Source organism: Amphiplicatus metriothermophilus (assembly GCF_900199215.1).
Classification (GTDB): domain Bacteria; phylum Pseudomonadota; class Alphaproteobacteria; order Caulobacterales; family Parvularculaceae; genus Amphiplicatus; species Amphiplicatus metriothermophilus.
In genome coordinates this window covers 82,989-105,492 of sequence record NZ_FZQA01000006.1, presented here as the reverse complement: position 1 = coordinate 105,492, position 22,504 = coordinate 82,989, and the positions used below count along the sequence as shown (strand labels likewise).

At 66.7% G+C, this 22,504-nt stretch carries 20 protein-coding genes and 1 pseudogene; 6 read left to right on the top strand and 15 right to left on the bottom strand.

Annotated features, from left to right (window positions below; all coding sequences use genetic code 11):
* Position 1 precedes the first annotated feature (1 nt).
* Positions 2-817: a LytR/AlgR family response regulator transcription factor gene (locus CHB64_RS12220; RefSeq protein WP_200815363.1), complete on the top strand. Its 816-nt coding sequence runs from the start codon at positions 2-4 to the stop codon at positions 815-817.
* Between the two features lie 7 nt (positions 818-824).
* On the opposite strand, the gene CHB64_RS12215 is transcribed toward CHB64_RS12220, so the two are convergent.
* Positions 825-3,134: a S8 family peptidase gene (locus CHB64_RS12215; protein ID WP_089412898.1), complete on the bottom strand. Its 2,310-nt coding sequence runs from the start codon at positions 3,132-3,134 to the stop codon at positions 825-827.
* 227 nt (positions 3,135-3,361) lie between these two features.
* Here CHB64_RS12215 and CHB64_RS12210 point away from each other — a divergent pair, with 227 nt between their 5' ends.
* On the top strand, positions 3,362-4,570 hold the full coding sequence (locus CHB64_RS12210; protein WP_089412897.1) for a glycine C-acetyltransferase: 1,209 nt from the start codon (positions 3,362-3,364) through the stop codon (positions 4,568-4,570).
* Between the two features lie 18 nt (positions 4,571-4,588).
* On the opposite strand, the gene CHB64_RS12205 is transcribed toward CHB64_RS12210, so the two are convergent.
* From CHB64_RS12205 to dusB, 11 genes and pseudogenes are all read right to left on the bottom strand, one after another.
* Positions 4,589-4,783 (bottom strand): SDR family oxidoreductase, encoded by a 195-nt coding sequence (locus CHB64_RS12205; protein WP_143266016.1) that lies wholly within the window; start codon positions 4,781-4,783, stop codon positions 4,589-4,591.
* Between the two features lie 7 nt (positions 4,784-4,790).
* A pseudogene (locus CHB64_RS12200) lies at positions 4,791-5,414 on the bottom strand (SDR family NAD(P)-dependent oxidoreductase); the annotation flags it as partial.
* A 64-nt stretch (positions 5,415-5,478) separates the two neighbouring features.
* A complete protein-coding gene (locus CHB64_RS12195) occupies positions 5,479-6,282 on the bottom strand; it encodes an inositol monophosphatase family protein (protein WP_089412894.1) in 804 nt (267 codons plus the stop codon).
* A complete protein-coding gene (gene hflX / locus CHB64_RS12190) occupies positions 6,279-7,643 on the bottom strand; it encodes a GTPase HflX (protein WP_089412893.1) in 1,365 nt (454 codons plus the stop codon). Before hflX ends, CHB64_RS12195 begins: the two co-directional genes overlap by 4 nt.
* Before the next feature lie 7 nt (positions 7,644-7,650).
* On the bottom strand, positions 7,651-7,890 hold the full coding sequence (gene hfq / locus CHB64_RS12185) for an RNA chaperone Hfq (RefSeq protein WP_089412952.1): 240 nt from the start codon (positions 7,888-7,890) through the stop codon (positions 7,651-7,653).
* A gap of 99 nt (positions 7,891-7,989) precedes the next feature.
* On the bottom strand, positions 7,990-8,844 hold the full coding sequence (locus CHB64_RS12180; RefSeq protein WP_089412892.1) for a D-amino-acid transaminase: 855 nt from the start codon (positions 8,842-8,844) through the stop codon (positions 7,990-7,992).
* 6 nt (positions 8,845-8,850) lie between these two features.
* On the bottom strand, positions 8,851-10,182 hold the full coding sequence (locus CHB64_RS12175; RefSeq protein WP_089412891.1) for a potassium transporter TrkG: 1,332 nt from the start codon (positions 10,180-10,182) through the stop codon (positions 8,851-8,853).
* Between the two features lie 130 nt (positions 10,183-10,312).
* Complete coding sequence (gene trkA / locus CHB64_RS12170; RefSeq protein ID WP_089412890.1) at positions 10,313-11,686, bottom strand: Trk system potassium transporter TrkA; 1,374 nt, start codon at positions 11,684-11,686, stop codon at positions 10,313-10,315.
* A 27-nt stretch (positions 11,687-11,713) separates the two neighbouring features.
* A complete protein-coding gene (gene ntrX / locus CHB64_RS12165; protein WP_089412889.1) occupies positions 11,714-13,102 on the bottom strand; it encodes a nitrogen assimilation response regulator NtrX in 1,389 nt (462 codons plus the stop codon).
* 38 nt (positions 13,103-13,140) lie between these two features.
* Positions 13,141-15,432 (bottom strand): sensor histidine kinase, encoded by a 2,292-nt coding sequence (locus CHB64_RS12160; protein ID WP_089412888.1) that lies wholly within the window; start codon positions 15,430-15,432, stop codon positions 13,141-13,143.
* Between the two features lie 161 nt (positions 15,433-15,593).
* Complete coding sequence (dusB, locus tag CHB64_RS12155) at positions 15,594-16,604, bottom strand: tRNA dihydrouridine synthase DusB (RefSeq protein WP_089412887.1); 1,011 nt, start codon at positions 16,602-16,604, stop codon at positions 15,594-15,596.
* 85 nt (positions 16,605-16,689) lie between these two features.
* On the opposite strand from dusB, the gene CHB64_RS12150 reads away from it, so the two are divergent.
* Together CHB64_RS12150 and CHB64_RS12145 are read left to right on the top strand one after the other, a co-directional pair.
* Positions 16,690-17,877 (top strand): bifunctional 2-C-methyl-D-erythritol 4-phosphate cytidylyltransferase/2-C-methyl-D-erythritol 2,4-cyclodiphosphate synthase, encoded by a 1,188-nt coding sequence (locus CHB64_RS12150; protein WP_089412886.1) that lies wholly within the window; start codon positions 16,690-16,692, stop codon positions 17,875-17,877.
* Entirely contained in the window at positions 17,878-18,375 is a 498-nt protein-coding gene (locus tag CHB64_RS12145; protein ID WP_089412885.1) for a CinA family protein, read from the top strand.
* A 12-nt stretch (positions 18,376-18,387) separates the two neighbouring features.
* Here the strand turns inward: CHB64_RS12145 and CHB64_RS12140 are convergent, their stop codons facing one another.
* From CHB64_RS12140 to CHB64_RS12130, 3 genes are all read right to left on the bottom strand, one after another.
* Complete coding sequence (locus tag CHB64_RS12140; protein WP_089412884.1) at positions 18,388-18,858, bottom strand: type II toxin-antitoxin system RatA family toxin; 471 nt, start codon at positions 18,856-18,858, stop codon at positions 18,388-18,390.
* A gap of 76 nt (positions 18,859-18,934) precedes the next feature.
* Positions 18,935-19,891: a lipoyl synthase gene (lipA, locus tag CHB64_RS12135; protein ID WP_089412883.1), complete on the bottom strand. Its 957-nt coding sequence runs from the start codon at positions 19,889-19,891 to the stop codon at positions 18,935-18,937.
* A gap of 71 nt (positions 19,892-19,962) precedes the next feature.
* A complete protein-coding gene (locus tag CHB64_RS12130) occupies positions 19,963-20,691 on the bottom strand; it encodes a hypothetical protein (protein WP_089412882.1) in 729 nt (242 codons plus the stop codon).
* A gap of 199 nt (positions 20,692-20,890) precedes the next feature.
* On the opposite strand from CHB64_RS12130, the gene ald reads away from it, so the two are divergent.
* Both ald and CHB64_RS12120 read left to right on the top strand, forming a co-directional pair.
* Positions 20,891-22,009 (top strand): alanine dehydrogenase, encoded by a 1,119-nt coding sequence (ald, locus tag CHB64_RS12125; RefSeq protein ID WP_089412951.1) that lies wholly within the window; start codon positions 20,891-20,893, stop codon positions 22,007-22,009.
* Between the two features lie 135 nt (positions 22,010-22,144).
* Positions 22,145-22,489: a hypothetical protein gene (locus CHB64_RS12120; RefSeq protein ID WP_089412881.1), complete on the top strand. Its 345-nt coding sequence runs from the start codon at positions 22,145-22,147 to the stop codon at positions 22,487-22,489.
* Positions 22,490-22,504: the final 15 nt, after the last annotated feature.

The window sequence follows — 22,504 nt, the reverse complement described above, 5'->3', positions numbered from 1 at the left end:
AGTGGACGGGGAGAAGATCAGGGTCGTCATCGTCGACGACGAACCGCTGGCGTTGCGGGGTCTCAAGCTGCGGCTGGCCGAGTTTCCGGAAATCGAAATCGTCGCCGAGGCGACGAACGGGCGCGAGGCGGTCAGGCTTGTCAAACAGCTCGCGCCGGATGTCGTTTTTCTCGACATCCAAATGCCTGGCCTCGACGGTTTCGGCGTCGTGCGCGCGCTCATCGGCGCGCCCGCCCCGCTGTTCATTTTCGTGACGGCCTACGACAAATATGCCATCGACGCCTTCGAGGCGAACGCGCTCGACTATCTCGTCAAGCCTGTCGAGGACGAAAGGCTGAAAGACGCGATCCATCGCGCACGCGAAGCGCTGAAGACCCGCGCCGCGGCGAGCCGCGAATCCCGCCTCGTCGAGCTGCTCGCCTCGCTCAGCAGCGACGAACGCGACCGCATCAAGGAGCTCATCAACGATCCGACCTGGACGGCGAAGGAGCGCTATCCGGAGCGGCTAAGCTTCAAGGACGGTTCGAAGGTGGTCGTTCTCAACGCCGACGAGGTCGAATGGATCGACGCGGCCGGCGACTACATGTGCATTCACGCCGGCGGCAAGACGCACATCATCCGTGAGACAATGAAGACGCTGGAAGCCCGGCTCGACCCGGCGCGCTTCCAGCGGATTCACCGCTCGGCCATCGTCAATGTCAACAAGGTCAAGGAGCTGCACCCGCACTCGAACGGGGAGTACTTTCTCATTCTCGAAAACGGCGTGGAGCTCAAGCTGTCGCGATCCTACAAGGACGTCGTGGCGCGTTTCCTTTGATCCGCGCTCAGAACGACCATGCCGCGCGCAGCAGGCCCGCCCAGGCGTCGCCGCCGGCCGCATCGACGTTGAACTGGCGCAGGACGTTCGCTTCCATATAGCCCCCGAAAAGACCGCCGACGGCGTAACGCGCCTCGAGGTCGAATGGCCGCGGCCCTTCGCCAAGCGCGATCCGGCGCTCGGCGAAGGAAAAGGCGTCGGCGCGATAATCGTACCGCTCCGGCGCGAGCAGCAGCAGCGCGCCGCTTTCCACGCGCAGGGGCTGCAAGGCGGAAACGGAAAAAAGGTCCCCTTTTCTGAGCAGGCCCGAACGATAAAGCCCGAAGGCGAATTGGGTTGACGTCAGATCGTCTGCGTCCGCCAGAAAGCCGGCGCCGTCCGTAATCGCTTCCGTGACGCCGGCGGCGTAGCGCCCTTGCGCGCGCCAGCCGTCAGCCAGCGCAAGATCGAAGGCGAAGGCGCGATGCCAGGTGACGGCCTCCACGCCTTCGCCGAACGGTCCGCCGATGCGCGCGCCGAGGATCCCGCCCGCCTCGCGAAGCAATCCGGCCTCGATGCGCGCTTCGCCGAAGGGCAAGCGACGCGTCGCGGCGATCCGGAGAGTCGAGCGCGCGATTCCGTCGAGCCCGACGACAGGGGCGAAGACTACATGGTTCGAAACCGCATCGCGCCCATCGGCGTTCGCCGCCAGGATGTCGAGTTTCCAGTTTCGTCCCGGCGACCAGCGCAGCGCCGCCGTCACCCCCCCTTCTTCTGCGGGAAGATAGGCGTCGGCGAAACCGTCCCGGCTTGCGGTCGGCGCCAGGGCGCGCGCGACGAGGAATCTGTCCGCCTCGCGCGGCGAAAAACCGTGCGAGGCGACGACGCTCAGATCCTGCGCGAGCGGCATGGCGAAGGCGGCGTGAAGCCGGTGTTCGATCTCTTCGTCCGCCGGCGAGAATGCGCGAGCGCGCAGCCCCGCCGACGCGTCGAGACCGGCGCGATCCTCGCGCAGGAGGCGGAACTGCACGGTCCCCCGCCCAAGGACCATCGCCTGCACCTTATAATGCACGAAAGGCTGAATGCGATCAGCCGGATCGAACGCGAGCGAGCGCGGGGCGCCGACGAGCGCACGCAAAGGCGCGCGGAAATCGCGGCCGTAGCCGTCGAGAAAGACGAAGTCTCCAGAGACGTCGAGCGCCGAGCCGAACGCCGGTCCGAAGGAAAGCCCGGCCGAGCCGAGATCGACCGGCATGGCCGCGCCGCTTGCGCTTGCTGTGGCGGTCGCGCCGGAGGGTTGAACCGCGGCCCCGACATTGAGCAGCCCGCGCCCGTAAATAGGGTCGGTTCCCGGAGCGCCGAGATCGGTCGCAGAATCAAGCAGTATGCTGACGACTTCCCGCGCGCTAAGCTGCGGCCAGAGCTCGCGCAGGAGCGCCGCCGCCGCCGTCACGAAGGGCGTGGCCGCGCTCGTGCCGCTGAAGCTGCGCAGATCGGACGCCGATCCGCCTATGACCGGCGTCGGTATGTTCACTCCCGGGGCGACCAGATAGACGTCCGCCGCCGCGCCCGCGCGATTGGAGAAGGACGCGATAACGCCATTGAAATCGACGGCGCCGACGACGATGACGGTTCCGCGCGCTTCCGGATCGGTCGCCGCCAGGGCCGACTCTTCCGGATTGCTGAGCCCCTCATTGCCGGCCGCAATCGCGACGGCCATGTCGTTGAGCGAAGTGAAATTGAATATGCTGCGAAAACCGTCGCGCGCGCCAGGCTCGTTCGATCCCAGCGACAGGTTGATCGCGACTGCGCCGAAATCCGCTGACCGCTGCGCCCCTTCGGCGATGGCCTCGCCGAGAATGACGTCGGAATCGTCGGTTTTGTCGCCGCGAAAGACGAGCAGCGTGGCTTCCGGCGCGACCCCATGCGTTCCGAGATCGTTTTTCGCCGCGCCGATGATGCCGGCGACGGATGTTCCGTGCCCGTCGACGTCTTGCAGGCTTGGGCTGCGCTGTTCTTCCGGCGGAACGACGCCCGCCACCACGAGATCGGCGCTGCGCGGATCGATGCGGCCGGCGAACTCCGGATGGTTCACGTCGATGCCGGTGTCGATGACGCTCACGATCACGCCCGCGCCGAGCGCCCCCGCCTCGTAAGCAGGAACCACGTTGATCTGCTCGAGCCCCTGATTGCGCTCGAACTCTGCGGTGCGGAAATTAGATGTCGGCGGCGGGCTCATCGCCGTCGGCGCAGAGCCGCCGTTGGAGCTGCAGCCCGCAAGCCCGGCCAGGGTCAGAGCGGCGACCGCCGCCCGCCAGAGGCCCCTTCGCGCTTTCATCCCGTCCTCGCCTTCGCCCCGCCCGCTTTCCTTCCCGCTCTAACGGCGAGAAGTATCCGCAGCGTTAAACATTAACGGGCGAAATGCGGCCGGCATAGGAGACCCGGTCCTCGCGGCCCTCCCCCCTCGACCAGTTACGCTCGCCCGCCTCGCGGGGATGCGAGGGCGCGATTGACCGCTCATGGCGGGGCTGGCACACCCGACCCGATGGAAGGAGGAATCGCCCAATGACCGCACGCGACGCTTTTTACGATCGGGTCCGCGACACCCTCGACGACATCCGCGAGCAGGGACTTGAAAAGGTCGAACGCGAGATCGCTTCGCCGCAGGGGCCGGTTATCGAAGTGATTCACAAGGGCGAAAAGCGGCGCGTTCTCAATTTCTGCGCGAACAACTATCTTGGTCTCGCCGACCACCCCGAAATCGTCGAAGCGGCCAAGCGAACAATGGACGCGTACGGCTTCGGCATGGCCTCGGTGCGCTTCATTTGCGGCACGCTCGATCTCCATCGCCGGCTGGAGAAGGCCATCGCCGATTTTCTCGGCTATGAGGACGCCATCCTTTTCGCCGCGTGCTTCGACGCGAACGGCGGCGTTTTCGAGCCGCTTCTCGGCGCCGAGGACGCGATCATCTCCGACGCGCTCAATCACGCCTCGATCATCGACGGCGTGCGCCTGTGCAAGGCGAAGCGCTATCGTTTCGCCAATTCCGACATGGAGGACCTCGAGCGTCAACTCAGACAGGCCGACGCCGACGGGGCGCGCGCGAAGCTCGTCGTCACGGACGGCGTGTTCTCGATGGACGGCTATATCGCCCGACTCGAAGACATCTGTCAGCTTGCGGACAAGTACGAGGCCCTGGTGATGGTGGACGACTGCCACGCGACCGGCTTCATGGGGCCTGAAGGGCGCGGCTCGCCCGCCCATTGCGGGGTCGAAGGGCGCGTGGACATCCTCACCGGCACGCTGGGCAAGGCGCTCGGCGGCGGCATGGGCGGGTATGTCTGCGCCTCGGCCGACGTCATCCGCCTTTTGCGCAACCGCGCGCGGCCTTATCTCTTCTCCAACGCGCTGACCCCGGCTCTGCTCGGCGCATCGATCAGGGCGATCGAGATCGTGCGCAAGGGCGACGATCTGCGCGCGCGGCTGTTCCGCAACGCCGAGCGCTTTCGCGCAGGAATGGCCGGGGCCGGCTTCGAGCTCTTGCCGGGCGAACATCCCATCATTCCGGTCATGCTTGGCGACGCGCGGCTCGCCCAGGCGATGGCCGCGGACCTGATGGACGAAGGCGTCTATGTGACGGGCTTTTCCTATCCCGTCGTGCCGAAGGGACAGGCGCGCATCCGCACCCAAATGTGCGCGGGGCACACGGACGAGCAGGTCGACCAGGCGGTCGAGGCCTTCCGGCGGGTCGGAAAAAAGCACGGCGTGATCTGACGGGCCGATGCGGCGCGCTCAGTCCAGCACGTCGCCGCCGCGCCGACGGATGATGTTCATATAGGTCTTCGGGAAAAGCCGCTGGATGAGCATGACCCGTTTCGCGTCGCGCCCGACCGGCACGAAGCGGGCGCCTTTCGATACGCCTTTGAGAATTTGCTCGGCGGCTTCCGCCGGGCTGGTGATCGCCATTTTCTTGAAAGATTGGACCACGTCTTCATGAGAGCGCGCGTCCGGCGGCAGCGAGTCGACCGCCGCCGCGCGCGCGATATTCGTGTCGACTCCGCCCGGCATGACGCAGGTCACGCGCACGCCGTCCTCTTCGAGCTCGGACATGAGCGCTTCGCTGAAGCCGCGCACGGCGAATTTCGACGCGCAATAGTGCGCCTGTCCCGGCACGGCGATGACGCCGAATATGCTGGCGATGTTCACGAGCCCGCCGCGCGTTTTCGAGAAGCTGCGGCAGGAACGCTTTCGACATGCGCACGACGCCCCAGAAATTCACTTCGATAACCTTCTCGAAGGAGGCAAGCGGCGTATGTCGGAAGCGGCCGATGCGCGACAGCCCCGCCACGTTGAACACGTAGTCGGCCGGGCCGAGACGCGCGCGCAGCCCCGCGGCGTAGGCCTCCACCGCCGCGGCGTCCGCCACATCGAGCTTTTCGGAAAACGCCTTTTGCGACGGTCCGCCGACCATGGCGACGGTTTCCGCCAAGGTTTCGGGGTTGACGTCCGACAGCGCGAGCACAGCCCCGCGGCGAGCGAGCGCCAGCGCCAGCGCCCGCCCGATGCCCGAGCCGGCGCCCGTCACCACGCATGTCCTGCCGGAAAATTCGTAGGCCATCCTTGCCCCTTCCGCGCGTTTTCCTCTGGTTGCGACGACCACGCGGCGTGAGCAAGCGTCTTTGTCAGTCGAGAATGAGCCGTGCGATCTCCGCCCAGTCCCGGCCGGGCGCGACGGCGAGAAACGGCCGGTCGACGCCCGCCATCGGGGACAGGCGTTTCCCGTCGTCGAGAAACGACGCCCGTCCGCCCGCCTCCTCCAGAAGCAGCGCGCCAGCGAGATGATCCCACGGATGGATTCGGCTTGAAATCTTGAAGTCCGCCTCGCCTCTGGCGAGCTTCAGATAGGCGTATGCGGAGCAGTGCGCGGGTCGCGATTCGAAATGGCGGGCGAGATTGGCCCGGATGCGCTCGCGCCGCGCCTCGTCGAGCCAACCCAGCGAGCGGAACCCCGCGTAAGGCCGGCGCAGCTTCACATCCGGACGGAGCCGCTCGCCGTCCAACACGGCGCCCTCGCCGCGCACGGCGAAGGCGCAAACCCGATCGGGGATCGCATGGATCCAGCCCATGCGGGTCTCGCCCCCTTCGACAAAGGCGACGATCGAGCCGAACTCGCGCACGCCCTGGACGAAATTGCGCGTGCCGTCGAGCGGGTCGACCACCCAGACCGCGTCCTCGCCCGAAAGCGCCTTCAGGCAATCGGGCGCGCGCGCGGCCTTTTCCTCGCCCACGAACGCCGCATCCGGACGGATCGCGTGCAAACCCTTCTCCAGCGCGCGTTCGGCGGCCTCGTCGACCTCGGTCACGAGATCGACCGCGCTCGATTTCCGCCGGACTTCGCTGCGCGCGAGCCGGCCGAATTTCGGCTCGATCACGTCCGCGGCGATCTCGGCTATCAGCGCGGCGACTTTCTGGGGATCCACTTTCATGCGCGATAACGTTGCTCGACCGCCGATGCGACGAGGCGGGCGTGCGGGAACGATTTCAGGAACTGCCCGCGCGGCTTTTCCGCGATTCGCACGGTGATGAGCGCAGTTTCGTCCGTACGCTCCTCCGACAGGACCGTGCTTATTTCATAAAGCCGCGCGCGCGCCGCGCCGTCCGTCGCCGGCACGGCGACCGTCACAGTCTCCCGGTGTTCCGTAGCAAGATCGTCGATGAGAGAAAGAAGCTCGTCCACGCCCTCGCCGGTCACGGCCGATATGGCGACGCGCACCGGTTCGTCGATCGCAAAAATCGCCCGCTCGCGCGAGAGGCGGCAGGCTGCGCGCAGCGTCTGCTTTTCCTCCGCATCAAGAAGGTCTATCTTATTCAGCGCTTCGATCACGGGCGGGCCGCCCTCATCTCTCACCCCAAGCTCGCGCAGAACGGCGAGCACGTCCTGGCGCTGCGCTTCGGCGTCGATGTGGGAGGCGTCTCGCACATGCACGATCACGTCGGCCTCGAGCACCTCTTCGAGGGTCGCGCGGAACGCCGCGACGAGCTGGGTCGGCAGGTCGGAGATGAATCCCACCGTGTCGGACAACACGACCCGCTCGCCGGAGACGAGCGTGATCGCGCGCATGGTCGGATCGAGCGTGGCGAAAAGCAGGTCCTTCGCCAGCACCTGCGCGCGCGTCAGGCGATTGAACAGGGTCGATTTGCCGGCGTTGGTGTAGCCGACGAGCGCGACGACCGGATGCGGCGCTTTCTTGCGCTTGGCGCGCTGCAGGCTGCGCGTGCGGCGGACCTGGTCGAGCTTTTCCTTGATCCGGTCGATCCGGTCCGCAAGCGCGCGCCGGTCAGCCTCGATCTGACGCTCGCCCGGCCCGCCGAGAAAGCCGCGCCCGCCGCGCTGACGTTCGAGGTGCGTCCAGGAGCGCACCAGCCGCGAGCGCTGATAGGTGAGATGGGCGAGTTCGACCTGCAGCCGGCCTTCCGCCGTCTGGGCGCGCGCCCCGAAGATTTCGAGAATCAGCGCCGTGCGATCGAGAACCTTGGCGTTCCAGGCCCGCTCGAGATTGCGGTGCTGAACCGGGCTTAGCGCGCAATCGACGACCACGAGCCCCGGCCGCGGATCGCGCGCGTTGAGAATGGCGGCGATTTCGGCGACCTTGCCCTCTCCGAGATAGGTCGCCGGACGGGGACGGTGTAACGGCGCGACGGCGGCGTGGGCGACTTCGAGGTCGATCGCGCCCGCCAGCCCCACGGCTTCCTCCAGCCTCGCCTGCTCGCTGCGCAAATCCGCGGCGCCGGCAAGGGCGGGATGGATGACAAGCGCCTTGGTGAGGTCAGACTGAACCGTAGACAACGCCTCGCTACTCGGATTCTTCGCCTTCCCACAATGTCACGGGGCTCGCCGGCATGACAGTGGAAATCGCGTGCTTGTAGACGAGCTGGGATTGGCCGTCCCGCTTCAGCAGAACGCAGAAATTATCGAACCAGGTCACCACGCCCTGGAGCTTCACGCCGTTCACCAGAAAAATCGTGACGGGCACTCTTCCCTTCCGGACATGGTTTAGGAATGTGTCTTGAAGGTTTTGTTTTTTCTCGGTCATTTTTGACTCGCCTAATTCGTCATCCATCGCAGTTTTGCACCGCACAATCATAGTGGCGCGCCTTCCCGGCGAAGGCAACCCGCTTCTCGGCGCGGACCGTCAACGCCCGGCGCAATGGCGGATATAGGCCTCGCGCAGCCGCCTCGCCATCGGTCCGGGCCGCCCGCCGCCGATTTTCCGCCCGTCGATGGCGACCACCGGCATGACGAGATTGGTGGCGGAGGTGAGAAACGCCTCCTGCGCCCGGAGCGCCTCGGCGGCGGAGAACGGCCTTTCCACGACCTTGAGCTGGAGCGCCTCAGCGCAATCAATCACCGTGCGCCGGGTGATGCCGCTGAGGATCTCATGAGTCGCCGGGTGGGTGACGATCTCGCCCGCCTCGGTGACGATCCAGGCGTTGGAGGAAGCCCCCTCCGTCACCTTGCCGTCGCGCACGAGCCAGGCCTCCGTCGCGCCGGCCTTCGCCGCAGCCTGCTTGGCGAGCACGTTCGGCAGCAGCGAGACCGATTTGATGTCCGCCCGCCCCCATCGGATGTCGGGCGCCGTGACGACGGACACGCCGATGGCGGCCAGGCGTTCGCTCTTTTCAAGATCGAACCGTTTCGCCGTGACTACGAGCGAGGGCGGCACCGGGCGCATCGGGAAGGCGTGATTGCGCGCGGCGACGCCGCGGGTGATCTGAATATAGACAAGCGCGTCGCGCAGCCGGTTGCGGCGCAGGACTTCGCTTGCAATCAGCCGCAGCGCGCGCCGGCCGACAGGCGGGGCGATCTCCAGCGCAGCGAGGGATCGGTCGAGCCGGTCGAGATGGCCCTCTTCGTCCCAGAAGCGCCCGCCGACCACGAGACAGACCTCATAGACGCCGTCCGCGAACTGATAGCCGCGATCCTCGACATTGACCGCCGCCTCGGCCAGCGGAACATAAGCGCCGTTCACATAAGCGATGCGCGGCATGCGCGTTCAACTCCTCCAGAAGGCGCGGTTGACGAGCGCCAGGGCCACGACCGCCTCGAGACGGCCGAGGATCATGCCGATAATGAAAAGCGCGCGCAGGGGGCCGTCGAAGATCGCGTAATCCTCCGCGCCGCCTTCGGCAAGAGCGAGCAAGGGACCGGTATTGCTCAGGACCGCCGTGGCCGCCGTCGCGGCGGTCTCAAAAGCGTGTCCCGCCGCTGTCGCGGCGAGCAGCAGGGCGGCCAGGGTCATCGTGAACATCAGAAAGTGCATCCATACGCCGAGCTCGTCGGCCACGCGCGAGACGCCGAAAACGGCGCTGGGCGAGATCAGCCGCCGCAGCTCCTCCCGCCCGCGACGCATGATGACCAGCCAGCGCAACACCTTGAACCCGCCGGCGGTGGACACCGCCGCTCCGCCGATGATCGCCGTGATGAGCGCGACCGTCAGCGCCGGTTCGCGTCCGATCAGCACGCCGCTGGTCGAAAGCAGGCTCGCCGCGTTGAAAATCTGCGCCGGCGCGAGATCCACGTCCCCGGCCCCCGACGTCAGCCACAGCAGGACGCCTACGATCAGCACCATCAATACGTAGACGCCGGTCTCGACGTCCCGCATCTGGCGGCGCGCGCCCCGAAACAGGCGGGCCACAAGAATGAAGTTCGCCCCGCTCAGGAGAATGAAGGCGAACAGAACGCCCGAGACGGCGGAGACGTAACCGGAAAGCCCGTCCGCATGCGGAATCATGCCGCCGGAGGCCACGGCCGACATCGCCATGACAGCCGCGTCGAAGACCTCGGCGCCGGCCGCCAGCAGAAGAAGAAAGCACACGAACGTTATGAGCGCGTAAGCGCGGTAAAAGGCGGCGACGGCGCTTCGCAGCGCGCGCAGGTCGGAATCGCGATCCCCCCGCGAGAAGGGCGGCAGCAGCGTGTCGACGCCGATGAAGGCCGGCCGGATGAAAATGGCCGCCGCGATCGACATCGAGGCGAGGCCGCCCAGCCATTGCAGCTCGGCCCGCCAGATCGCGCCGGCTGCGTCGGCGTAGACAGCCTCCCGCGACAGCCACGCGCCGGTCGTCGTCAGCGCCGAGACCGCTTCGAAATAGGCGTCGAAATAATCAAGCCCGCCCAGCCACAGCGGCAAGGCGGCGAAAACCGGCGCGCCCGCCCACCAGAGCAGAACGACCAGCAAGGCCGAACGCAAATCCGTCCGCCGCCGCCAGCCGGCGCTCAGCATATAGGCGCCCGCCCCGGCGAGCACGGTCAGGCAGGCGGAGAATCCGTATGCGCCCGCTGCGCGCCCGTTCTCGGCCAGCGCGATGAGAAACGGCGCGAGCATGGCGGCCCCAAGGACGATCAGGGCGGCGCCGAAAGCGCGGGTGACGGCGACGAGTCCTATGAGCGGCCCCCTTCGGCGATCGTTGAAGCGAAACCTAAAGGCTCACGCCCGGATGTTGCTGGAGCGGGGATCAGAAATACTCAAGGCTCACCCGGAACATCTGCTCGACGTCCTTCACATGCTCGCGCAGCGCCATCAGCACGACCCTGTCGCCCGGGTTGATGACCGTATCGCCGGCGGGCATAACGACCTTGTCGTCGCGACAGACGGCGCCGATCATCACGCCTTCGGGCAGATGCGCCTCGCGCAGGGGCTTGTTCACGAGCGGCGATGTTTCGAGCGCCACGGCGTCGATCAGCTCCGCCTGGCCGTCCGATAGGGAGTAAACCCCTTTGATCCGCCCGCGTCGTATGTGTTGAAGAATGGTCGAGATCGTGGTCGCCCGCGGGTCGATATGTCGGTCGACGCCGACCGCTTCCGCTACGGGACCGTAGTCCTGATCGTTGATAAGCGCCATGGCGCGCCGCGCCCCTTCCCGCTTGGCCACGACCGAGGCGAGAATGTTGACCTGATCATTGTCAGTGACGGCGACCACGGTTTCGGCGTCCGCCACGCCCGCCTCGCGTAACAGGGCGCGGTCGAGCCCGTCGCCCTGGAGGACCACCGCCCGTTCGAGCTCTTCGGCGATCTGTTCGGCGCGCTTCCGGTCGCGCTCGATCAAGCGGATCTTCATGGCCCCCATCTTTTCGAGACCGCGCGCCACGTAAAGACCGATATTGCCTCCGCCGACGAGGATCACGCGGCGGGCCTGGCGTTCGGCTTCGCCCATGATTTCGAGCGCGCGGCCGACATCGTCGCGATCAGCGACGAAATAGATTTCATCCCCGCCGGCGAGCTGATCTTCGGCGTGGGCGCGCCACATGTGATCGTCGCGTTTGATCGCCACGATGGTGATTTTGAGGTCCGGAAAAAGCTCGGCGACCTGCCGCAAGGGCGTATTCACGATGGGACAGTCGTCGCGCAGCTTCACGCCCACGGCCCAGACCTTGCCGTCCACGAATGATTTCGTCTCGAAGGCGCCCGGCGTCGACATGCGCTGCATGATCGCTTCCGAAACTTCGCGCTCGGGCGAAATGATGACGTCGATCGGTATCTGGTTGCGGCTGAAAAGGTCGGAGTAGCGCGGATCGAGATAGCCGCCAGCGCGGATTCGCGCGATCTTCGTCGGCACATTGAATAGCGCGTGGGCGATCTGGCAGGCGATCATGTTCACCTCGTCGGAATAGGTGACGGCGATGAGCATGTCCGCCTCGCGGGCGCCGGCTTCGGACAGCACGTCCGGATACGAACCGTTTCCGACCACGCCCCTGACGTCGAGTCGTTCGACGACTGTCCTGACCAGCTCCTTCGACTGGTCGATGACCGTGACGCTGTTGTTCTCACGCGCCAGCCGCCGCGCGATGCCATAGCCGACGCGACCGGCGCCGCAAACGATTACGCGCATGATTCTCCAAGCTCCGGATGGGGCCGGCTAAACGCTTTCCACCCGCGCCTGCCCGTTGACGCCCAGGGCCTTCAGCTTGCGGTGAAGCGCAGAGCGCTCCATGCCGATGAAGGCCGCCGTGCGCGAGATATTGCCGCCGAATCGGTTGATCTGCGCAATAAGATATTCGCGCTCGAAGCGCTCGCGCGCCTCCCTGAGCGGGAGCGCGATGATCTGTTCGAGCCCTTCGCCCGCCGGGATCGAGAGGCCCGCGTCGATGATCTCCGGCGGCAGATGCTCGCATGTGATGTCGCCGCAGTCTTCGCGCCCCATCAGAATGAGGGTGCGTTCGATGACGTTGCGAAGCTGGCGCACGTTGCCCGGCCAGTGATAGGCCTGCAACGCCGCGAGCGCCTCCGGCGTCAAGGTCCGCTTCGGAAGGGTCATGGCGCGGGCGATGCGATTGATGAAATAGGCGACGAGCGCCGGAATGTCCTCGCGCCGCTCGGCGAGCGACGGCGCGGCGATCGGCACCACGTTGAGCCGATGGTAAAGGTCTTCGCGGAACCGCCCCTCCGCCGCCTCGGCCAGAAGGTCGCGCGAGGTCGTGGAGATGATGCGCACGTCGACGGAGACCGGCGTGTCGCCGCCGACGCGCTTGAAACGCTGATCGACGAGCACGCGCAGGATCTTGCCTTGTGTCTCAAGCGGCATGTCGCCGACTTCGTCGAACATGAGCGTACCGCCATGGGCGCGCTCCAGAAGTCCGACGGCGCCGGGTCTGCCGTCGCGCGCCTCGAAGCCGAAGAGTTCTTCTTCCATGCGTTCCGGCGCGATCATGGCGGCGCTCGCGACGATGAAGGGCTGCGCGGCGCGGCTCGAATTGGCGTGGAGGAGGCGGGCGATCATCTCCTTGCCCGAGCCGGGCGGGCCGGAAATGAGCACGCGCGAGCGCGTGTCGGCGACGCGCTCGATGACGTTGCGCAAAGCGTTGACGCTCGACGAGCTTCCGATCAGGCCCCAGTCCGGCGCTCGCTCGCGCAGCTCCGAGACCTCGCGCCTGAGACGGGCGGCCTCCAGAGCCCGGTTCACGGCGAGAATGAGCCTGTCCGCGTTGAACGGCTTCTCGACGAAATCATAAGCGCCTTTCTTGATGGCGGCGACCGCGGTTTCGATCGTTCCGTGTCCGGATATGATGATGACGGGAAGCTCAGGATGAATCCGCTTGAGCTCTTCGAGGATTTCGATGCCGTCGAGCTGCGAGCCCTGAAGCCATACGTCGAGAATGACGAGCGCCGGCACGCGCTCGCGCACCGCCGCGAATGTTTCAGCGGAGTTGGCCGCAGATCGGGGGCTGAACCCTTCGTCTTCGAGAAGCCCCGTCACGAGCTCGCGGATATCGGCTTCGTCGTCAACGATAAGAATGTCTACGCTCATACGCTTCCCAGTCCTTCCCCGCTCTTCCCCATACGCCCTTATTCTGCGGCCGCCTTGACCGGCTCCTCGCCGACGCTTCGCGCCTCCGTCGGCAGCAGGAGCGATACGCGGGCGCCGGTCGAACCTAGCGAATCGTCGTCGTCAAAGGCGAGCCTGCCGCCATGTTCCTCCGCGACCTTGCGGACGATGGCGAGGCCGAGCCCCGTGCCCTTCGCCCGCGTAGTCATGTAGGGTTCGGTGAGGCGGTGACGCTCCGCCTTCGGAAGACCGACGCCGTTGTCGATCACGTCGACGACGATCCCGTCGCGAGCCGGGGCGACGACGACCTTTATCTTGCCGGGCGCGCCGTCCGGTTCCGCGCTCGCGCGCGCGGCGATCGATTCGGCGGCGTTTTTCAGAAGATTCGACAACGCCTGTACGATCAGGCGGCCGTCGCAGCGCGCCCACGCCGGATCGTCCGGGGTCTCGAGCGCGAAATCGATATCCGGAAAGGCGACGCGCTGCGGGAAGATAGCCGACCGCGCCAGCTCCCGCACGTCCTCGCGCGCCATCACCGGCTTGGGCATCCGCGCGAAGGAGGTGAACTCGTCCACCATGCGGCCGATGTCGCCGACATGCCGGATGATGGTGTCGGTGCAGCGGTCGAAAACTTCCGGGTTATCCTTGATTTCTTTGAGATACTTGCGACGCAGCCGCTCGGCGGACAACTGAATGGGCGTCAGCGGATTCTTGATCTCATGGGCGATGCGTCTGGCCACGTCGCCCCAGGCGGCGTTGCGCTGGGCGGCGATGAGCTGCGTGATGTCGTCGAACGTGACGACGAGATTGCGCTCGCCTTCGACCTCGTCGCCGACGATCCGCACGTTGAACGTGCGCCGCCTGTCGTTGCGGACGAGCTCGATCTGCTCGGCCGCTTCCACATTGCACACGCCCGACAGGCTGTTGAGCATGGAGTCGAGCTCAGGCAGCACCTCGCTGATCCGCGCGCCGACGAGCCGGTCGCCGTCGACGCCGAGGAGATCCGCCGCCGACCGGTTGGCGATGGTGATTCGGCCCTCGGCGGACACGCCGAGCACGCCGGCCGACACGCCCGACAGCACGGCTTCGGTAAACCGGCGGCGGCGGTCGAACTGGCGGTTCGTTTCGATCAGATCGTCGCGCTGCGTCTGGAGCTGCGCGGTCATGTGGTTCATGGAGCGCGCCAGCGCGCCGAGCTCGCCGTCCGACTTGTAGACCTCGACCCGCGCGCCGAGGTCGCCGGAGGAGACCCTGTCCGCCATGGCGACGAGCCGCCCGATCGGGCGCACGATTCGCGTGGCCGCCCACAGGCCGAGCCAGATCGCGCCGGACAGGATGATGATCGCCAGAATGACATAGCCCGCCAGAAACACGTTCTCGGCGCGCGCCCGGCCGAGTTCGGCCTCGCGCCAGTCCGAACGCAGGGCCGTCACGGCGTAAAGTCGCCGCGAAATCTCCGGATCGGCGTGCTGATAGCCGATGAGATAGCCGCCGCCATAGTGAGCGAGACTGAGCCCGCCGCGAAAGATGTCGAACTGCGATTCCGTGTTCGCTCCGAACAGGAACAGCTCGCCTGGCGCTGCGCCGCCGACGTTCAGATTCTTGAGCGCGGCGGCCGAAGGAAGATTGTAGACGCCCTCCTCCACTTCCGCGCGCACCAGCAGCCGCCCCTCGCCGTCGAGCAGATAGAGCGCGGAAAGCCCGCGAAACTGGGCCTGCTGATAAAGATACTGCCGGAAGCTGATCGGCGTCGCTTCGAGGCCGAGGCCGGCTTCCTCATTGCGCCGGATGTCGAGAGCGATGAGTCGCATCGCCGTTTCAAGATCGCCCGCCTTCTCCTCGACGAGGGCGTTGGCGAGGTCGCGCGCGGTGTCGTGGTACCGCTCGATCCGGTCGCTGAAAACGTCGTTGAGGCTCGTGCGCAGGATGGTGAAGGCGAAGAGGAAAGCGATGATCGACGGCAGGACCGCGACGATGGAGAACATCGTCGCGAGCTGCATGTGCGTGCGAGATCCGGCGAGCTGATGGCGCCGGTCGGACCAGACATGCCAGAGCCGCAGGCCGATCAGAATGGCGAAGGCCGCCGCGATCACCACATTGGCGACGATCATGCCCGTCAGGAGGCCAGGATCGACCTCCTCGACGAACGGCGACAGCAGCACCCACGTCGTCACGAACGCGACGCCGACGGCCCCGGCCAAAGCCGCCGCCGCCATGGCGTTCGACATCATCCATCGCGGTAGAAAACGCTGGGCCGCAGGCGCGCGCGCCGGCCGCTCATCGACGTTTCTGTTCTCGTCGCCCGTAGCCAAGCCGCCTCGCCCGCCGGTACGCCTGTACTTCGCCGCCCTTTCGGGCGCGCGACATCCGGTTCGCGCCGGCTCCCCCTTATGCAACGACCGAACCAGCGGGGATGCTGATATGCTTGTTGCTAAAAATCAACACAAATGTTGCGAAAAAGCCGCAGGCGACGTCAGGCTGCGCGGCTGACGACGTCTTCCGCTTCGCCGGCGAAGAACATCTGCAGCGCCTCTCTCACGCGCGTCGGGCTGTTCAGCGTGCAGATGGCGGCCCGCGCCGCGCGGCGGCAGGCGGGATCGACCGCGACCGGCGCATGGTCCACATAAGCCGCGAGATGCTTTCGAGCCATGCGCGCGCCCAACGGCTCGCCATAGAGGGCGAGCGTGTCGTCGTAATGGGCGAGCGCGATGGCGAGCTGCTCGTCGGGCGCGGGCGCGTCGAGCCGGTCCGCCCCGGCGGCGAGCGCGCGGGCGATCGCGCCAGGCAGCCAGGGCCGGCCGACGGCGGCGCGGCCGATCATCACGCCGTCGGCGCCGGACTCTTGAAGCGCGCGGCGGGCCGAGGCGAGATCGACGATGTCGCCGTTCGCCAGGACCGGAATGGACACGGCTTCCTTGACCATCCGGATCGCCGCCCAGTTCGCCGCGCCTTTGTAGAACTGGTTGCGGGTGCGCCCATGCACCGTAAGCATCCGCACGCCCGCGGCTTCGGCCCGGCGGGCGATCTCCGGCGCATTCAGACAGTCCCAGTCCCAACCGAGACGCATCTTGAGCGTCACCGGGCGCGACGTCGCCTCGACCATCGCCTCGATGAGCCGCAACGCAAGGTTCGGCTCGCGCATCAGCGCCGAGCCGCAAAGCTGGCCCGTCACCTGGCGCGAAGGACAGCCCATATTGATGTCGACAATATCGGCGCCGGCCGCTTCGGCGAGCCGCGCGCCTTCGGCCATCCAATGGGGGTCGCGGCCGGCGAGCTGGATCACAAAAGGCCGAACGGCCGGATCGCCCTCGGCCCGGCGCACGACGTCGGGCCGGGCGCGGGCGAGCTCGCGGCTCGCGACCATTTCCGAGACCGCAAGGCCGGCGCCGGCGCGCGCCGCTGCGCGCCGGAAGGCGCGGTCGCTCACCCCTGACATGGGAGCGGCCGCGACATTGTTGACGAGCGGAACGGAACCGACGCGCATGGTTTGACTCGGACTCGCTTTCAGGGCTTGTCGATAGAAGCTAAAGCGCTGAAAGAAAAGGCCGCCAGCCGCGAAAGGACGCCCCTTGCCCGTCAAGCCTCGCCACGCCGTCGCCCTCATCGTCGCCGCCGGACGGGGAACCCGCGCCGGCGAAGGCGGGCCGAAGCAGTATCGCCTGCTCGCCGGCAAGCCGGTCCTGGCGCATGCGGCGGCGGCCTTTCTGGATCACCCGCAGATCGACGCCGTGCGCGTCATCATCCACAGCGACGATGGGGACGCTTACGCGGAGGCGATGGCGGAGTTTCGCGGGCATCCCAAGCTGCTCGCTCCCGTTCACGGCGGCGCCGAGCGGCAGGATTCGGTCCGGCTCGGGCTCGAAAGCCTTGAAAGCGATCCGCCGACGCTCGCGCTCATCCATGACGCGGCGCGGCCCTTCGTGAGCGGCGCGGTTATCTCCAACGTGATCGAAGCGCTCGGCGCGGCGGACGGCGCGATCGCCGCCCTGCCCGTTTTCGACACCATCAAGCGCGCCGAGGGCGGCCATATCGCCGAGACCGTGCCGCGCGAGCGGCTGTGGCGCGCGCAGACGCCGCAGGGTTTCCGATATCGCGCGATTCTCGACGCCCACAGGAAGGCGGCGGGGAAGGCGTATACGGATGACGCCGCCGTCGCCGAAGCCGCGGGCCTCAAGGTCGCTCTTGCGCTCGGTTCGCCGGACAATATGAAGATCACGCAGGCTGAGGATTTCGGCATGGCCGAGACCCTGCTGCGACGGAAGGCGCCCATGCACGAATACCGCACCGGACACGGCTATGACGTTCACGCTTTCGAGCCGGGCGAGGCCGTCATCCTGTGCGGCGTGTCGATCCCGCATGAGGCGAAGCTGAAAGGCCACTCCGACGCCGACGCCGGCATGCACGCCTTGACCGACGCCATCTTCGGCGCGCTCGGCGCGGGCGACATCGGCGACCACTTTTCGCCTTCCGACCCGCAATGGAAGGGCGCGGCGTCCAGCATCTTCCTGCGCAAGGCCTGCGAGCTCGTGCGCGAGGCCGGCGGCGCAGTGACTCATTGCGACGTGACGCTCGTCTGCGAGGCTCCCAAGATTGGTCCGCATCGCGACGCCATGCGCGCAGCCTTGGGCGAGATCATGGAGCTCGACGCCTCACGCATCTCCGTGAAAGCGACGACGACGGAGAAACTGGGCTTCACGGGACGACGGGAAGGAATCGCCGCCTTCGCCACCGCGACCATCCGGCTGCCGGCGCGATAGATGGCGGAGAGCGCGCGCATAGCCGTCCTCGCCCGCACGGTCATTCAAAAAGCGGCCGCGAAGGGCCTCATGATCGCCACGGCTGAGTCCTGCACCGGCGGCATGATCGCCGCCGCGCTTACGGACATTCCCGGCTCCTCGGCGGCGTTCGAGCGCGGCTTCGTGACCTACTCCAACCAAGCCAAGACAGAATTGCTGGGCGTCGCCTCGTCGCTCATCGCGGCGCATGGCGCGGTCAGCGCCGCGGTCGCGCGCGCCATGGCCGAGGGCGCGCGCGCCCGCTCGCATGCCGACATCGCGGTCTCCGTCACCGGCGTCGCCGGTCCCGACGGCGGAACCCCGGAAAAACCCGTCGGCCTCGTCTGGTTCGGACTCGCCGCGCGCGGCGGCGGAGCGCGCGTCGAGCGGCGGCTGTTCGCACGGGCTTCGCGCGCTTTCGTGCGGGCGAAATCCGTCGAAACGGCGCTCTTTCTGCTCGCCGCGGCGGCGCAAGCTTGACGGCGCCGCCTGTCAGCTTTCGATTCCCACTGAACCGTACAGGTCATGCGCGCGGCGGATGAAGGCGTCGGTCATCCGCATGAAGACCTTCTCGAACACGGGGGCGGCGGCGGCCTGTAGGATGAAATTGCTGAACGCGAAGGAGATCGTGAAGTCGATTTCAGTTCCGTCCGGCGCCTGCTCGAAGCGCCAGACCGTGCGCAGATGGCGGAAAGGCCCCTCCAGATACTCCGCCTCGATCCGCAAGGCGGGCCGGTCGAGCGTCACGCGGCTGCGGAACGTCTCGCGAAAGGCGCGGTAGGCGACGACCATGTCCGCTACGAGCGTCTCGCGCCCCTGCGGGTCCGCCCCGCCGCGCTCGACGACGCGCAACGCCGCGCAATGCGGGAGAAATTCGGGATAGCGCTCCACATCCGCGACGAGATCGAACATCGCCTCGGGCGGAAACGGAGCGAATGTTTTGGTGCGTTTCTCCGTCGCCATCGTTTCATTCCGCGAGCCGCGCCGACATAGACGTCCCGGAATGAGTCGAAAAGCCGGGCGGGACCGAATGCCGCCCCTACGGCGACGCGGCGCTCGCGCGCGCCTCTTTCAGCCGGGCGAAGTCTTCGCCTGCATGATGCGACGAGCGCGTGAGCGGCGAAGCTGAGACCATCAAAAAGCCCTTGGCGCGCGCGATCGCCTCGTAGGATTTGAACTCCTCAGGCGTGACGAACCGCTCGACTGGCGCATGCTTGCGCGTCGGCTGCAGATACTGGCCGATGGTGATGAAATCGACGCCGGCCGCGCGCATGTCGTCCATAACCTGCATTACTTCCTCGCGGGTCTCGCCCAGCCCGACCATGATCCCTGACTTGGTGAAGATTTCGGGGTCGCGCTCCTTGACTTTTTCGAGCAGCCGCAGCGAGGCGTAATAGCGCGCGCCGGGACGGATCGGCAGATAAAGCCGCGGCACGGTTTCGAGATTGTGGTTGAAAACGTCCGGCTTCGAGTCGATGACGACTTCCGCCGCGCCGCGCTTGCGCAAAAAGTCCGGAGTCAGAATTTCAACGGTCGTCGCCGGCGCCTTTTCCCGGATCGCGCGCACCACGGCGGCGAAATGCGCCGCCCCGCCGTCTTCCAGATCGTCCCGGTCGACGGACGTGACGACGACGTGCGACAGCCCCATCTGCGCGACCGCTTCGGCGACATGGGCGGGCTCGTCAGGGTCGAGCGGGCCCGGCAGGCCGGTCTTTACGTTGCAGAAGGCGCAGGCCCGCGTGCAGGTGTCGCCCATGATCATCATGGTGGCGTGCTTCTTCGCCCAGCACTCGCCGATATTCGGGCAGGCCGCCTCCTCGCAGACGGTGTGGAGCTTCTTGGCGCGCACGATGGCGCGGGTCTCGGCGTAGCCGGCCGAGGTCGGCGCCTTGACGCGAATCCACGCGGGCTTGCGCAGGAGCGGGCTGTCCGGCCGGTTGCGCTTTTCAGGATGCCGCGGGGCGGTCCCGGCGAGGGTGTCGATCAGGGTGGCCATGGCCCGCCATGTAGCAGTCCGGTCGCCGGTTTGTAAGGCCCGTCGTAACAGGCCAGCCCGCCTAGCCCCGCTTAGAACCGCGCCATGCGGTCGATCATGTCGACGATTTCGTCGAACGGCCGATGAATGACCGCCCCGTCGAGCGGCTCGCCCAGCGCCACGTTCACGGTCTCCCACACGTCGATGGAGTCGATCGTCGGCGGCGCGCCCAGCCCGGCGAGCTTCGAGCCCTCGGTGGAGAACTTCACGATCTCGCGGGATACCGGCAGGCGCAGCCAGCGCCACACCCGGCGCTGAAGCTCGCCGTTCACGTAAAGCGGCCAGCGCGGATCGTCTTCGTCCTTGTCGATGGAGAAGAACAGCGTGCGAAAGTCCCCAGCGTCGGCCAGGACCAGCACGCCATGAGGATGTTCGATGAAAAACGGCGCGCGCGCGAGGCTGACGAAAGACGCCTCGCCGAACCCACAGCGCAGATCTGCGATCGCCTTGCGCTTTTCCTCGGTCCGCCGCTCGAACTCGTCGACCAGAGAAGGCCATAGCTGTCTTCCCACGAGGAACAGGCCGACCCCGGCGACGAACGCGTAAAGCGCGCCCCATTTCGCCAGCGCCTCGACGCCGCCGACATAGAACATGAACGCCAGAAATATCGGCGCCGTGAACGCGAACGTCGCCGCCAGCGGGCGCCGGAATCCGATCAGGTCGTCGCGCACGAAATCGGAAATATTGTCGACGAATTCGGACGCGCGCTTCAGACGCCCCTCTACCGGCGCAGGCAACGCCACCCGCGCAGTGTTCAGCATGACGCAATCTCCTTCGCGAACGTTACGGCCAGAAAGCGAGGGAGATTCCGCCATGAAAAAATTCGCGGCCGGTTAAGCCGGATCCTCGGCTTTTCACGATCCCGACAACGCCTCGCGCAAGCCAATGCCGGCTTTCGAAATAAATTTTACTGCGCGCAACAATCTGCTAATCACGCGACGACATTTCAGGAGGCGCATCATGCGGGTCGGGGTTCCCAAGGAGATCAAGAATTCGGAGTTTCGGGTCGGACTGACCCCCGGCAGCGTCCGGGAGTATGTCGCCCACGGCCACGAAGTGATCGTCGAAACCGGCGCGGGCGCCGGGATTCGCGCCGGCGACCAGGACTATGAAGCGGCCGGGGCGCGCATCGCGCCCGACGCCGCAAGCGTCTTCGCCGAAGCCGAGATGATCGTGAAAGTGAAGGAGCCCCAGCCGGTCGAGATCGAGCGGCTGCGCGAAGGCCAGATCCTTTACGCCTATCTGCATCTCGCTCCGGACGAGCCCCAGACGAAAGGCCTTCTGAAGTCCGGCGTGACGGGCGTGGCTTACGAAACCGTAACGGACGATCGCGGCGGCCTTCCCCTGCTCGCGCCGATGAGCGAGGTCGCCGGCCGGCTCGCCATCCAGGCCGCCGCCTATGCGCTGACGGCGCCGCAGGGCGGGCGCGGTCTTCTCATGGGCGGCGTGCCGGGCGTGCTGCCCGCGAAAGTGCTCGTCATCGGCGGAGGCGTCGTCGGCGCCCACGCCGCCAAGATGGCCGCCGGCCTCGGCGCGGACGTCACGGTGCTCGACCGCAATCTGCGCCGTCTCGCCGAACTCGACGATCTCTTCGCCGGGCGGGTCAAGACGCGCTACTCCACCTATGAGGCCCTCGACGAAGAGACCGACGAGGCCGATGTGGTGATCGGCGCGGTGCTGATCCCCGGCGCGAGCGCCCCCAAGCTGGTCACCCGCGAGATGCTGAAAGGCATGAAGGACGGCGCCGTGCTGGTCGACGTCTCGATCGACCAGGGCGGCTGTTTCGAAACCTCGAAGCCGACGACCCACGCCGAGCCGACTTATATCGTCGAAGGGGTCGTTCACTATTGCGTGGCCAACATGCCGGGCGCGGTGCCGCTCACCGCCTCGCACGCGCTCAACAACGCGACCCTCGCCTACGGGCTGATGCTCGCCGACAAGGGGCTCGACGCGCTGAAGGAAAACAGGCATCTGCGCAACGGGCTCAACGTTCACCGCGGAAAAGTCACGCATGAAGCCGTCGCGGCCGCGCACGGCCTGCCCTACACGCCCGCCGAGGAAGCGCTGGCTCTGCATTGACCGCGAATCGGCCGGCGGGAGGCGCCGTCCGTCGCGGAAAACGCCCGGTCTGCCGACGAGAGGGCTCGGTTCGTCGCAGAAAGTCTTGCCCCGGCTTGCCGCGCATGCGCATAGTCGGTCTTCAGGGAGGGTAATATGCCCAGAATTCTGATTCCCGTCGCGGCGCTGATGCTGATGACCGGCCCGGCGCTAGCCGCGCCGGGACTCGGCGCTTCTTCCTGGAGCGTGAACAGCGAAACGTCGTCCGCGGCCTCGGAGAACGATAAGCTCAGCCTGTTCGAGAAGCTTGCCCGTGTCATCGGTTTGAAAGCCGTCTCCTCGGAGCTTGCCGGCGGCGCCGACGCGACCGTCCGCCCCTCCGCGGCTCCGAACGATCAGGAGTGCAAGGAGCAGCGGCAAGGCAAGACCCCTGCGAAAGAACCCGAGAAGAAGACCGCCGCCAAGCAGACCGGCCCCGAGCCGGTTTATCTGGCCTTCTGAAAGACCGCCGGGCGG